Source organism: Ruegeria meonggei (assembly GCF_900172215.1).
In the GTDB taxonomy this organism is placed as follows: domain Bacteria; phylum Pseudomonadota; class Alphaproteobacteria; order Rhodobacterales; family Rhodobacteraceae; genus Ruegeria; species Ruegeria meonggei.
Window position 1 is genome coordinate 403,815 of record NZ_FWFP01000002.1, and the last position, 13,745, is coordinate 417,559.

14 protein-coding genes are annotated in these 13,745 nt (G+C 59.5%); all 14 read right to left on the minus strand.

Annotated elements, in window-relative coordinates:
* Window positions 1-14: 14 nt before the first annotated feature.
* On the minus strand, window positions 15-1,223 hold the full coding sequence (pcaF, locus tag RUM8411_RS04670; protein WP_085821468.1) for a 3-oxoadipyl-CoA thiolase: 1,209 nt from the start codon (window positions 1,221-1,223) through the stop codon (window positions 15-17).
* Entirely contained in the window at window positions 1,220-1,615 is a 396-nt protein-coding gene (locus RUM8411_RS04675; RefSeq protein WP_085821469.1) for a RidA family protein, read from the minus strand. The genes pcaF and RUM8411_RS04675 overlap by 4 nt, the downstream gene beginning before the upstream one ends.
* On the minus strand, window positions 1,612-2,019 hold the full coding sequence (locus tag RUM8411_RS04680) for an acyl-CoA thioesterase (protein WP_085821471.1): 408 nt from the start codon (window positions 2,017-2,019) through the stop codon (window positions 1,612-1,614). The genes RUM8411_RS04675 and RUM8411_RS04680 overlap by 4 nt, the downstream gene beginning before the upstream one ends.
* A complete protein-coding gene (locus RUM8411_RS04685) occupies window positions 2,019-2,705 on the minus strand; it encodes an ABC transporter ATP-binding protein (RefSeq protein WP_085821472.1) in 687 nt (228 codons plus the stop codon). The genes RUM8411_RS04680 and RUM8411_RS04685 overlap by 1 nt, the downstream gene beginning before the upstream one ends.
* Window positions 2,702-3,451, minus strand: a complete 750-nt coding sequence (locus RUM8411_RS04690) for an ABC transporter ATP-binding protein (protein ID WP_085821473.1) — start codon at window positions 3,449-3,451, stop codon at window positions 2,702-2,704. The genes RUM8411_RS04685 and RUM8411_RS04690 overlap by 4 nt, the downstream gene beginning before the upstream one ends.
* The gene (locus RUM8411_RS04695; protein ID WP_085821474.1) at window positions 3,444-4,430 is read right to left on the minus strand and encodes a branched-chain amino acid ABC transporter permease; all 987 of its coding nucleotides are present in this window, start codon (window positions 4,428-4,430) and stop codon (window positions 3,444-3,446) included. Before RUM8411_RS04695 ends, RUM8411_RS04690 begins: the two co-directional genes overlap by 8 nt.
* Window positions 4,427-5,347, minus strand: a complete 921-nt coding sequence (locus RUM8411_RS04700) for a branched-chain amino acid ABC transporter permease (RefSeq protein WP_085821475.1) — start codon at window positions 5,345-5,347, stop codon at window positions 4,427-4,429. Before RUM8411_RS04700 ends, RUM8411_RS04695 begins: the two co-directional genes overlap by 4 nt.
* A 51-nt stretch (window positions 5,348-5,398) precedes the next feature.
* Window positions 5,399-6,529: an ABC transporter substrate-binding protein gene (locus tag RUM8411_RS04705; RefSeq protein WP_234995132.1), complete on the minus strand. Its 1,131-nt coding sequence runs from the start codon at window positions 6,527-6,529 to the stop codon at window positions 5,399-5,401.
* A 120-nt stretch (window positions 6,530-6,649) separates the two neighbouring features.
* On the minus strand, window positions 6,650-8,281 hold the full coding sequence (locus tag RUM8411_RS04710) for an AMP-binding protein (RefSeq protein WP_085821478.1): 1,632 nt from the start codon (window positions 8,279-8,281) through the stop codon (window positions 6,650-6,652).
* Window positions 8,281-9,435, minus strand: coding sequence for an acyl-CoA dehydrogenase family protein (locus RUM8411_RS04715; protein ID WP_085821479.1), 1,155 nt, complete (start codon window positions 9,433-9,435; stop codon window positions 8,281-8,283). Before RUM8411_RS04715 ends, RUM8411_RS04710 begins: the two co-directional genes overlap by 1 nt.
* Entirely contained in the window at window positions 9,435-10,235 is an 801-nt protein-coding gene (locus RUM8411_RS04720; protein ID WP_085821480.1) for an enoyl-CoA hydratase family protein, read from the minus strand. Before RUM8411_RS04720 ends, RUM8411_RS04715 begins: the two co-directional genes overlap by 1 nt.
* On the minus strand, window positions 10,225-10,692 hold the full coding sequence (locus RUM8411_RS04725; protein WP_085821481.1) for a MarR family winged helix-turn-helix transcriptional regulator: 468 nt from the start codon (window positions 10,690-10,692) through the stop codon (window positions 10,225-10,227). The genes RUM8411_RS04720 and RUM8411_RS04725 overlap by 11 nt, the downstream gene beginning before the upstream one ends.
* Window positions 10,689-11,420 (minus strand): SDR family NAD(P)-dependent oxidoreductase, encoded by a 732-nt coding sequence (locus RUM8411_RS04730; RefSeq protein WP_085821482.1) that lies wholly within the window; start codon window positions 11,418-11,420, stop codon window positions 10,689-10,691. The genes RUM8411_RS04725 and RUM8411_RS04730 overlap by 4 nt, the downstream gene beginning before the upstream one ends.
* Entirely contained in the window at window positions 11,417-13,711 is a 2,295-nt protein-coding gene (locus tag RUM8411_RS04735) for a bifunctional salicylyl-CoA 5-hydroxylase/oxidoreductase (RefSeq protein WP_085821483.1), read from the minus strand. The genes RUM8411_RS04730 and RUM8411_RS04735 overlap by 4 nt, the downstream gene beginning before the upstream one ends.
* Window positions 13,712-13,745 lie beyond the last annotated feature (34 nt).

Here is a 13,745-nt window from a genome sequence, read left to right on the forward strand (position 1 = left end):
TCCTCTGCGCTTGGTCATACACCGTGCAGGGCCAGCGATACCCCCTGCCCGATCCCGACGCACATGCTGCACAGGGCACGGGTCTGACCGCTGAGTGATAGCTCCAATGCCGCCGTTCCAACAAGTCGCGCCCCGGTCATACCCAGTGGGTGGCCCAACGCAATCGCCCCACCATTGGGGTTGAGGTGATCCGCCATAGGGTCAAGTCCCAGCCCCCGCGCCACGGCAATCGCCTGGGCCGCAAACGCTTCGTTCAACTCGACCAGATCAAAGTTTGCGGGTGATATCTTAAGCCGGTCACACAGCTTTTGCGTTGCAGGCACGGGTCCGATCCCCATAATCCGAGGGGGCACGCCTGCACTGGCTGCTCCTTCGATCCTGGCCAACGGTATAAGCCCATGCAACCGCACGCCCGCGTCACTGGCCAGCAATAGCGCTGCTGCGCCGTCATTGATGCCCGAGGCGTTTCCAGCCGTGACCGTTCCATCTCGGCGAAATGGTGTTTTCAGGGCGGCAAGCCGGTCCTGAGTGGTTTCTCGGGGGTGCTCGTCCTCCTTAACCAAGGTGACGTTGCCCTTCGGATCTGAGACCTCGACAGGAATGACCTCGCGCGCCAACCGACCCGATTGCTGTGCGCTCAACGCGCGGCGCTGGCTTTGCAGGGCAAAGGCGTCCTGATCCGCACGCGAGATACTCCACTCGGACGCCACATTTTCTGCCGTTTCCGGCATGGTCTCGATGCCCCATGCCCGTTCAATGTCCGGATTGACGAACCGCCATCCGATAGTGGTGTCAAAGACCTCTGCCCGGCGCGAAAAGGCCGCGTCGGGTTTCGGCATTACCAATGGTGCGCGGCTCATGCTTTCAGACCCGCCTGCGATTATCAGGTCTGCATCACCTGCCTGGATCATCCGCGCCCCGGCGATCACCGCATCCATGCCCGACGCGCATAGTCGGTTGACCGTAAAGGCTGGTACGGCTTCCGGAAGACCTGACAACAACACCACCATGCGGGCGAGGTTTCGATTGTCCTCTCCAGCCTGATTTGTGGCCCCTAGGATGACCTCATCCACCGCAGCCCAATCTGCTTGTGCGGATCGTTTCATCAGGGCTTTGACCGGCAACGCGGCCAGATCGTCCGCCCGCACTTGCGACAACGCCCCGCCATAGCGCCCAATGGGGGTGCGGACATAGTCGCAGATAAAGACGTCTCGCGCTGTCATGTCAGATGCGCGGTGGCTTCGATTTCGACGACGGCATCATCCTCGACCAGACCCGCGACAATGATCATCGACATTGCTGGAAAATGCCTGCCGAACACCTCGCGATAGGCGGCGCCGACCTCGGGCTGTTTGGCCAGGTATTCGCGTTTGTCGGTGACAAACCATGTCAGCCGGGTCACGTCAGTCACCTGACCGCCTGCGGCTTCGACAATCTCTGCAATGTTTCGAAGGGCCTGTTTCATCTGCCCGACAAAATCGCCGCTGACAAATTTCTTGTTCGCGTCCCAGCCGATCTGGCCACCGATATGCAATGTCCCGTCCTTGGTCAGCACCCCATTTGCATAGCCCTTGGCGGGCAACCAATTGTCTGGCTGGATGATCTTGTGGGTCATGATGTGTCGCCCCTAAATGTCTGTAACTTGTTGCGAATTTGGTCAGGCCATGCCGTAGGGCGGCCGTTGGCATCAACGTGAACCAACGTCGCGGATGTTATCAGTCGGGTTTCGTTTCCACAGCGCGCAGTCATCGAGTAATCCGCCGAGCTGCGTCCGATCTTCGTAATATCCAACTGGAAAAGCAAATGATCGCCATGCCGACTGGGAGCCGGAAACTGGGTCTTGATCTGCGCTGTCGGCACCGCGCTTACGCGGTGCAGATCGTGGAACGGAACGCCCAACCCCTGATCAAAGAACGCTTCGACGCAATCATTTATCATCTCAAAATAGCGGGGAAAGAAAACGATACCGGCGGGGTCGCAATGCTTGAACAACACCTTTTGTGGGAACTCAAATGCCATCAGACCCCCACATATCTTTCCGAGATGTCTTGTGTCACGTCCGCCATTACGCCGGACCAGACCGTGCGGCCCCGTTCCAGAATAACCGCCTTGTCCGACACCCCCGCCAGCTCTTTCAGCGATTTGTCGATCAGCAGGATAGCAACGTTGGTCTCTTGTTTCAGGCGGTGCAGAGCGGCCCAGATTTCCTGTCTGACGATCGGGGCCAGACCTTCGGTGGCCTCATCCAGAATCAGCAACCGAGGGTTCGTCATCAGCGCCCGGCCAATGGCCAGCATCTGTTGCTCACCGCCCGACAGCGAGGCGGCCCTCTGCCCTTGCCGTTCACCCAAGCGGGGGAACAATTCGGTCACCCGGCGCAAAGTCCAATCGCCGGGGCGCGCGGCGGCAATCAGGTTCTCGCGCACGGTCAGGTCCGCAAAACAGCGCCGCCCTTCGGGCACAAGGCCCACCCCTTTACGGGCAACCTTGTGGCTGGCCAGCACATGCAGGTCCTGACCGTCCAGCACCAGAGTGCCCTCCGACCGGATCGTCCGGCAGATGGCCTTTACTGTGGTTGTTTTGCCCATCCCATTGCGCCCCATCAGGGCGGTCACTTCGCCCTGGCGCATCTGCAGATCGACACCAAACAGCGCTTGGCTGACGCCGTAACTGGCCGATAGATTTTCGATCCGAAGCAGGGTCATGCCGCATCCCCCAGATACGCATCGCGCACTTCAGTGCTGGCGCGGATTTCATCCGCTGTGCCAGTGGCAATCACCTTGCCATAGACCAGCACGCTGATCCGGTCGGCCAACGCAAACACCGCATCCATGTCATGTTCGACAAGTAGAATAGGCGCCTCAACCCGCAACCCGTCAAGAAACCCGGTCAGCCGCTTGGATCCGCCTGCGCCAAGACCCGCCATCGGCTCGTCCATGACGAAAACCCGAGGCGACAATGTCAGGGCCACCGCGACCTCCAGCTGACGCCGCTGGCCATGGCTGAGGTTGGCGCAACATATGTCACGATCATCACTTAGGCCGACGCGTTCCAACGCGGCCTCGGCCCTGTCGCGCAGTTCGGGCCGTTTCAAGGCGGGCTGCCAGAACCGCCAGGCCAAACCTTCGGCCCCCATCGCGCCCAAAATGGCGTTTTCCAGCACCGTGTCTTCCATGCACAATTGAGAAATCTGGAACGTACGCCCCAGGCCCGCCTGCGCCCGCGCTTGCGTGCTGTGCCCCGAGACATCCTGACCACACAGCAGGACCTGCCCGGAATCCGGCCTCAACCCACCACAAATCTGTTGGATCAACGTCGATTTTCCGGCACCGTTCGGGCCGATAATGGCGTGAATCTCTCCGGGCTTCAGATCGATCGAGACATTGTCCGTGGCCTTCAATGCGCCAAAGCTTTTGTTCAGGTTAAGCGTTGCGAGAACGGGATCAGACATGTGCGCCCTCTTTTCCGGTCAGCAGACCGATCAATCCGCCGCGTCCGAACAGCACGATGCACAGCAGTATCACCCCAAGATAGACGTGCCAGAAATCTGTGAGTTCGCCCAGAAAATGCTCGAGCGCTACGAAAACACAGGCGCCGATCACCGGCCCCATCAGCCGACCGACACCGCCAATGATGATCAGAACGATCAGCTCTCCCGACAATTGCCAGCTGAACATCGTAGGCGAGACGAAACGGTTCAGATCTGCAAACAGCGCCCCCGCCAACCCGGTGATGGCACCCGAAATCACAAAGGCCAACAACTTTAGTCGCATTGGGTTCAAGCCAACGGTTTCAACCCGCGTTCCTGCCTGGCGTGCGGCGTTCAGGGCCAGCCCAAAAGGTGAGGCCTGAAGGCGGGCAAACAGAAACAGCACCACGCATAGCAGTGTGAAACAGATCGCGTAGAACTGGATCGGTATCAGCGTGTTCAGGCCCGGAAAGTCGTTACGGACATAGATCGACAGCCCGTCCTCACCGCCATATTGCGCCCAGGAAATGGCGAAGTAGAAAAACATCTGCCCAAAAGCAAGCGTGATCATGATGAAATAGACACCGGATGTGCGCAAAGACAGCAGCCCGATAAAAAACGCCACCAACCCCGAGGTTATCATAGCGACCAGCCAGATTACCGGCATGAATTTGGTGCCGTCAGTGGTGAACAAACCCAGTTCAAGCGCTGTATAGGTCTGAGCGTGAAAGGCCAGGATGCCCATCGCATAGCCGCCGATCCCGAAGAACACGGCATGTCCGAAACTGACCATGCCGCCGATCCCAAGGACGATGTTCAACCCAACTGCCGCTAGCGCCAGGATCACGGCGCGCGTCACCAGAGTGATCGTAAAGGGCTGATCTGCCATCACCGCCCAAAGCGGCAACGCCAGCAGGCCAGCGATCATCAGGCCATTCAGGTATTTCTCGTCCAGCCTCATGCGCGTGCTCCGAACAGGCCGGTGGGTCGCCAGATCAGCACTAGCCCCATCAGCACATAGATACCCATCGACGCCAGTGCCGATCCCGTCTTTTGCGCAGCACCGTTTTCCATGAACAGCTTGAAAAGTTCAGGCAGGAACACACCGCCCAGCGTGTCGGTCAGCCCGACCAGCAGCGCTCCTATAAGAGCGCCACGCACCGAGCCAATTCCGCCGATGACGATGACGACAAAAGCCAGGATCAGAACCGGCTCTCCCATACCGACCTGCACCGACTGGATTGCGCCCACCAAGGCACCCGCCAGCCCCGCCAGCGCAGCACCCAAAGCAAAAACCAGCGTATAGAGTTTGGAGATGTCGACGCCCAGTGCGGCGATCATCTCGCGGTCGTTCTCTCCGGCGCGGATCTGGATTCCCAGGCGCGTGCGCTCAATCAGGGCCCAGAGACCCACCGCGACCGCCAGCCCGATGCCGATCAAGGTCAGGCGGTAAAACGGGTATTCGATACCGCCGGGCAGCGTCACAGGCCCGGACAGCGCATCGGGGATATCCAGAAACAGCGGGAAAGACCCAAACAACCAGCGGGTGCCTTCCGAAAAGATCAGGATCAGCGCAAAAGTCGCCAGAACCTGATCAAGATGCGGGGCGCTATACAATCGCCGGATTACGACCATCTCGACAATCGCGCCAGCCAGCGCAGCAGCAGCCAGCGCGGCGATCAGCGCCAGCAGGAACGACCCCGTAACCCCGGCAACAGCTGCGGCAGCAAAGGCCCCGATCATATAGAGCGAGCCATGGGCCAGATTGATCAGACCCATCACGCCAAATATCAGCGTCAGGCCAGCCGCCATCAAAAACAGCATGACACCGAACTGCAGCCCGTTCAGAATCTGCTCGATAATCAGGATCGAGGACATGGAAACTCCGGTGATCTGCCCGCCCCGCAATCAGGGCAGGCAGAAGCTCAGTTACATTTTGCACTCAGCCGCATAAGCATCCGAGTGGTTTTCAAGCGCAACGCCGAGGATTTTGTTGGTGAAAACGTCACCTTCTTTTATCACTTCGCGCGCATAGATCGTCTGAACCGGATGATGGTTCGGCCCAAAGCTGAAATCGCCACGAGTGCTGTCAAACTCAGCGGCCCGCAGCGCCTCGCGGAAGGCATCAGCATCAGACGGGTCAGCTTTGTCCAGTGCTGACAGCAACAGGTTTGCGGTATCGAACCCTTGGCTGGCATACAGCGACGGCAGACGACCATATTCGGCCTGGAAGCTTTCGACAAACGCCGTGTTGGTCGGGTTATCGATATCCTTGTTCCACTGCGAGGTGTTCACAACACCCATCGCCGCGTCGCCCACCGCCTGCAGGATGCCCTGATCAAAGCTGAAGGCCGGCCCGACCACAGGCAGGTCGATCCCACTGTCGGCATATTGCTTGAGAAAGGATATCCCCATGCCGCCCGGAAGAAAAAAGAACACGCTGTCGGCATCGCTGGCACGGATCTGCGCGATCTCGGCAGCATAATCCGTCTGGCCCAGTTCGGTATAGACCTCACCGGCCAGCTCCCCTTCGAAAAAGCGCTTGTAACCGGTTAGGGCATCCACACCCGCCGGATAGTTCGGTGCCATGATAAAACTTTTCTTGTAATCCGCACCATTGGCATAGGCCCCTGCCGCCTCGTGCAGGTTGTCGTTCTGCCAGGCGACGTTGAAGTAGTTTTGATGGCACCCCTTACCAGCCAAAGGCGAAGGGCCAGCGTTGGGCGACAGGTAGAACACGTTCTGGTTTACGGCGGCAGGGACAACGGCCATTGCAAGGTTTGACCAGATGATGCCGGTCATTACATCGACGCGCTCGGACTGGATCATCTTGTCGGACAATTGCACCGCGATGTCCGGCTTACGTTGGTCGTCCTCGATCACAACCTCGATGTCGTCACGGCCCGATTGAGCAATCGCCAACATGAACCCATCGCGCACATCGATCCCCAACCCGGCACCACCGCCCGACAGGGTAGTGATCATGCCAACCTTGACCTCGGCCAATGCGCCGGTGGCGCAAAGCGCAGAAAATGCGGCGGCCGTTAGAAACTTTTTCATCTTCATCTCCCTTCGTTGGTCTTTAGAACGCAACTTATGTCATTTTTCTCATCGTTCGGTCTATGCCCCTGACAGGGCAAAGTTTTTCATCCTTGCACCAGTTGCCCAAACTAACACTGATCACGCCTTGCCCGACGAGGAGGATTTCAGCCGGAACCGTTGAATTTTTCCCGTCGCGGTCTTAGGCAAAGAGTCACAAAACACGACAGAGCGCGGATATTTGTAAGGCGCGATGACAGACTTCACATGGGCTTGAAGAGCGGCGCTTAGTTCGTCACCTGCGTTCGCACCGTCGATCAGGACAACATGTGCCTGAACAATATGCCCACGTTCAGGATCGGGGGCCCCGATCACGGCGCATTCCGACACGGACTCATGTCCCAGCAATGCGGCTTCGACCTCGGGGCCAGCAATGTTGTATCCGGCGGACAGGATCATATCGTCCTTGCGGGCGGCAAAATGGAAATAACCGTCGGCATCCTTATAAAAACTGTCGCCAGTGATGTTCCACCCGTCGCAGACATACCCTGCCTGCTGGTCATCGTTCAGGTATCGGCATCCAGTGGGGCCACGCACAGCCAGCCGTCCGACCTGATCAACCTCGGCCTCGGACCCGTCACTGTTCAAAACTTTGGCCTCATATCCTTTCACCGGTCGTCCCGTGCAGGCCGGTCTGTGGTCGTCAAACCGGTTCGAGATGAAGATATGCAGCAATTCCGTGGCCCCGATGCCATCAAGCATCGGCTTGCCAGTGCGTTCCATCCAGTGGTCATAGACGGGTTTGGGCAGGGTTTCACCCGCAGACACCGCAGCGCGCAGGCTGGACAGATCGGCCCCATCCTCAATCGCTTGCAGCATCACGCGATAGGCCGTCGGGGCGGTAAAGCAAACGGTAGCTTTGTACTTTTCGATGATCTCGATCATGCCGGGCGGCGAGGCCTGTTCCAGCAAGGTTGCCGTCGCCCCGAAACGCAGCGGGAACACTGCCAGCCCACCCAACCCGAAGGTAAACGCCAGGGGGGGCGAGCCGACAAAAACGTCCTCGGGCTGTACGTCCAGCACCTCGCGCGCGTAACCATCGGCGATGATCATCAGGTCACGGTGGAAATGCATGGTGGCCTTTGGCTCTCCGGTCGAGCCCGAGGTGAACCCCAGCAGAGCCACATCGTCCCTCCCCGTCTGCACGCAATCGAATTGGACAGGTTTTTCAAGGGCCAGTCGGTCAAGCTCTGCATCGTGGTTCGAGGTTCCGTCAAACCCAACAACGCGTTTCAGAAAATGGCTGCCCTCGGCGCAGGCCTGCATTTCTTCCATCAGGCGGGTGTCACACAAGGCAAACTGGATTTCTGCCTTATCGACATGTTTTGCCAGCTCACCGGCGCGCAACATTGGCATGGTGTTGACGACCACAGCGCCGGCCTTGGTTGCAGCCAGCCAGCAAGCAACCATAGCCGGGTTGTTGGCCGACCGGATCAGCACCCGGTTTCCCGGCTGCACGCCCAGATCTTCGACCAGCACATGGGCCAGCCGATTGGTCCAATCGCTGAGCTCTTTATACGTCCGCTGCCGCCCGTTGCCGATCAACGCGATGTTGTCCCCAAACCCTTTGGTGACCATTGCATCCGTCAGCTCATAGGCGGCGTTCAGAAAATCGGGATAGTTGAACCCCTCCAACAGGAATTCCGGCCACTGGCCCAGGGGCGGCAGGCTATCGCGGCTGAACGTGTCTGTATGCGCAGAAGGACCCAGCATCACTGTCCGTCCTCCTGATGCGCAGCCATGGTTTGACGTGCTATGACGACCTTTTGCACGTCTGATGCGCCCTCATAAATGCGCAGCGCCCGGATTTCGCGGTACAGTGACTCTACTGTCGTGCCAGAACGCACGCCGTCGCCGCCAAACAGCTGCACCGCCTTGTCAATCACCTGTTGCGCCTGATCGGTGGCAAAAAGCTTGGCCATCGCCGCCTCACGCGTGACACGGGCTGCGCCACGGTCTTTTGCCCACGCCGCGCGATAGACCAGCAGTGCCGCTGCATCCACATCCAGTGCCATGTCAGCAATTTGGCCCTGAACCATCTGCAGGTCGAACAGCGGCGCGCCCTGCACGTGTCGGGCACCGACCCGGGTCAGAGCTTCATCCAGCGCCCGCCGGGCGAAACCCAGCGCCGCCGCCGCCACGGTCGAGCGGAAAACATCCAGCACGGACATTGCAATTCGGAACCCTTCCCCGGGCTCACCGATCATCGCCTGCGCGGGAACGCGCACATCGTTGAACCGCAGCGTCGCCAATGGATGTGGGGCAATGGTCTGCAAACGTTCGGTTACTTCGAACCCCGGCAGGTCGGGCGTGACGATGAATGCTGATAAACCCCTGGAGCCGGGCCCTTCGCCGGTGCGGGCGAACATCGTGTAGACATCCGCGATCCCACCGTTAGAAATCCAGGTCTTTTCCCCGCGCAGAACGTAATGATCCCCGTCCAGCGTGGCGGACATGGTGGAATTGGCAACGTCCGACCCCGATTGCGGCTCTGTCAGCGCAAAGGCCGAGATTGCCTGCCCGCTGCGGGTTTTCGGCAGCCAGGCAGCTTTTTGTTCGGGTGTTCCAAACAGCGAGATTGCCCCGGTTCCAAGACCCTGCATCGCAAACGCAAAATCCGCCAATCCATTATGACGGGCCAGAATTTCCCGGGTCAGACACAACGTCCGCACATCCAACTGCCCGGCCTCGTTTGCCGTGGGATGCAACAGCCCGGCTGCGCCCAGCATTTGGACCAAATGACTGCAAGCAGCGTCAGTGTCCCCGTGGTCGACCTCTAGCCCGATCGCGACCTCTTCGACGCGCGCGGCCCATTCACGGTGGTGCGGCTCAAAAAACGGCCAGGACAGGAAGCTCTGATCTGCCATCACTCGCCCTCGAACACTGGTTTTTCTTTTGCGACAAAGGCGCTGTAGGCCCGTTCGAAATCTCCGGTCTGCATGCAAATGGCCTGCGCCTGTGCTTCGGCTTCGATGGCCTGCTCAATAGACATCGACCATTCCTGCGCCAGCATGGTCTTGGTCATCATATGGGCGAAATTTGGCCCCGCTGCGATGCGCCGAGCCATATCCCGCGTGGTTGCGTCCAAGTGATCCGCATCAACCACGCGGTTGTAGAACCCCCAACCCAAGCCCTCTTCAGCATTCATGGACCGGCCAGTATACAGCAGCTCGGCCGCCCGCCCCTGCCCGATGATCCGGGGCAGAATGGCGCAGGCACCCATGTCGCACCCAGCCAGCCCAACCCGGGTAAACAGAAATGCACATTTTGCACGCGGTGTCGCGATGCGCAAATCCGAGGCCATGGCAATGATCGCCCCCGCCCCAACGCAGACGCCGTCAATAGCAGCAATCACCGGCTTGCCGCAATTCACCATCGCTTTGACCAGATCACCGGTCATGCGGGTAAAGGCCAATAGCTGTTTCATATTCATCCGGGTCAGGGGCTCGATAATATCATGCACATCCCCGCCCGAGCTGAAATTTTCTCCGTTCGACGCAAACACGACAACGTCAATGTCATCGGAATACACCAACGCGCGAAACCAGTCGCGCAGCTCGGCATAGCTATCAAACGTCAACGGGTTCTTGCGCTCCGGCCGGTCCAGGGCGATCGTGGCAATGCGGTCTTTGACTTTGCATCGAAAGTGCTTGGCATCATGTGTCATGTAGGTCCTCTGGCAGGCTGAATTCCGTGGTCAGCGTTCGGGCCTCTTGGGCTGAGAACTGACCCAGCATCTCTGCGATCCAGGCCTCATGTGCGGCGGCCTGGCGAGCGAACTCTTCACGCCCTTTCCGCGTCATCCGCACGCGGTGGGCACGGCGATCCCCGGGCACAGGTACGCGCACCAGCAGCCCGTCCTCGGCCAGGCGGTCAACGATGCCGGTGACATTACCATTTGAGACCCGCAGCACACCGGAGATTTGGCTCATCTTCAGACCATCCTCGAACCGGGACAAGGCGGCCATCACGTCGAACCGGGGCAAAGTCGTGTCGAATTCTGTGCGGAAGTTCTCGCGTAGCTGCGCCTCGATCCCGCGTGTGGTCTTGAGCAGCCGCAGCCACAGGCGCAGCCTCTCTTTCGAGGCGTCCTCAAGCGGGGTCTGGGCCATGGTCCGGGTCATATTTCCCCCCCGGAGATGCTGAGCGCATGGCCATTGACCGATCTTGCCGCGTCTGAACACAGCCACATCACCGTACCCGCAACCTCGTCAACATCGATAAAGCGGCGCTGGGGGTTGTTCTGGTTCAAGGATTTCGCGGCGTCCTTCGCGCTCATGCCTGTCTTTTCGACGATGTTTGCAATCGAACGATCCAGCATGGGCGTATCAACAAACCCAGGACAGACCGCGTTAACGGTGATCCCCGTCGGGGCCAGTTCCACGGCCAGGGCGCGGGTCAGACCAACAACACCGTGTTTCGCCGCACAATAGCCCGAGATATAGGCCCCGCCCTTTAGCCCCGCGATCGAGGCGATGGCGATCAGCCGCCCGGTTCCGGCGGCCTGCATATCCGCCAGTCCCGCCTGCCAGACATTGAAAACACCCACAAGATTGACCTCGGTCATGGCGCGCAGGTTATCTGCGGTCATTTTGCGAAAGGATATCGAGCTGGCCGCGCCCGCATTGGCGATGACCGCCGTAACCGACCCACGCGCTGCGCGGGCGGCATCGAACGCGGCTTGTACCTGCTGCGTGTCGGTGACGTCGCAGACCTCATAGGGCAGGCCTTGTGCGGCCAGGGTTTCCTCGGTCCGGCCCAAAAGGGTAACCTCGGCGCCGCTTTTGACAAAGCTCTGCGCGATCGCCGCACCGACCCCGGTACCGCCGCCTGATATCACTACGTGGCTCATACTTTTCCCGCCATTTCTGCCTCACGGTCGGCCAAACGCCAGGCCTGATCGCGCCCGGCCTCATAGGGCCTTGGCCAGATTTCCTGCCGGTCACCCAGTGCGGTCGCGGCATGCAGCGTCCAGTACGGGTCGTTCAGGTGCGGCCGCGCCAGACAGACAAGGTCAGCCCGTCCTGCCATCAGGATCGAATTGACGTGGTCCGCCTCATAGATATTACCGACCGCCATTGTGCTGATGCCCCGTTCATTGCGTATACGATCCGAAAACGGGGTCTGGAACATCCGGCCATACACCGGTTGCGCAAGGGCCGAGGTCTGCCCGGCAGAGACATCCACGATATCGGCCCCAGCCACATCGAACATCGCGGCGATTTCAACCGCGTCTTCCGGCGTGACGCCATCATCGCCTGCCCAATCATTGGCCGAAATGCGCACGGCCATCGGCTTATTTTCGGGCCAGACGGCCCGCATCGCCGCAAAGACTTCAAGCGGATAGCGCATCCGGTTTTCCAAACTTCCGCCATATGCATCCGTGCGTGTATTCGATAGCGGTGAAATGAAGGAAGAGATCAGGTAGCCGTGGGCGGCGTGCAACTCGATCATGTCAAACCCCGCCCGGTCCGCCATTTGGGCGGCAGAAACGAACTGGGCCTTGACCCGGTCCATCTCCGCGCGGTCCATCGCCTTTGGCACCGCGTTTTCACCAGACCACGGGATCGCTGCGGCTGATATCAGCGGCCAGTTTCCCGTCTCCAGCGGCTGATCCATGCCCTCCCACCCGATGCGGGTCGATCCTTTGCGGCCCGCGTGGCCGATCTGACAGCAAATCATGGCCTCTGTTTCCGCATGAACAAAATCGGTCAAACGGTGCCACGCCGCCTCATGCTCGGGTGCGTAAAGCCCGGGGCAGCCGGGTGTGATCCGTCCCTCGGCGCTGACACATGTCATTTCCGTATAGACCAACCCCGCCCCACCCTTGGCGCGTTCGCCATAGTGGATCAGATGCCAATCGGTCGGGCAGCCATCGACAGCTTTGTATTGCGCCATGGGCGACACCACGATCCGGTTTTTCAGCACCATGTCCCGCAAGCGATAGGGTGCAAACATAGGCGCGCGGCCTGGCGCGTTGATGTCACCGCCGGCCTGCTGCATGAACCAGGCCTCTGCCCGGCCCAGCCAATCCGCATCGCGTTCACGCAGGTTTTCATGGCTGATCCGCTGCGACCGGGTCAGCATGGAATAGTTCAGCTGCACCGAGTCCAGATCCAGATACCGCTCAACATCCTCGAACCACTCGACCGAGTTCCGGGCCGCGGATTGCAGGCGTAGAACCTCTAACCGGCGCTCATCTTCATAGCGGGCAAAAGCGACCTCAAGCGTCTGTTCCGAGGTGATGTATTCGGCCAGCGCAATGGCGCTTTCCAACGCCAGCTTGGTGCCAGATCCGATCGAAAAATGCGCCGTGGCTGCAGCATCGCCCAGCAGGACAACGTTCTTGTGGCTCCACTTTTCGCACAACACCCTTGGAAACCGCAGCCAGGCCGATCCGCGGATATGCTTGGCGTTTGTCATCAGCGCATGACCGCCCAGATGATCTTTGAAAATCCGCTCGCAGGCGGCAATCGACTCCTGCTGAGACATGCCCGCAAACCCATAGGCCTCAAATGTCTCTTGCGTGCATTCGACGATGAACGTCGCGGTATCTGGGTCGAACTGATAGGCATGCGCCCAGACCCAGCCCTTGTCCGCATTCTCAAAAATAAAGGTGAAGGCGTCGTCGAATTTCTGGTGCGTACCCAGCCAAACGAACTGACACAGGCGCTGGTCGATATCCGGCTGGAAAACCTTGGAAAATTCGGTGCGTGTGTTTGAGTTCAATCCGTCCGCAGCGATCACAACGTCATAGTCGCGCATATAGCCTGAGGCCGACATCGCCTCGGTCTCAAACCGCATTTCAACGCCAAGGTCCCGGGCCCGGTCCTGCAGGATCAGCAGCAATTGCTTGCGCCCGATGCCGCAGAAGCCGTGGCCGCTGGACACGGTGCGCTGACCATTGTGAACCAGTGCGACGTCATCCCAATAGGCAAAGTGGTCGCGAATACGTGCGGCGCTGTCAGGATCATTGATTGCCAGATTGTCCAGCGTTTCATCCGACAGGACCACACCCCAACCAAAGGTATCATCGGGTCGGTTACGTTCGATCACCACAACCTCTGCCCCGGGATCACGCAGCTTCAGCGAAATCCCAAAGTAAAGACCGGCAGGTCCGCCGCCGAGGCATGCAACGCGCATCGTTACCCTTCCCCTCATCCGTCATCGTAGTTGA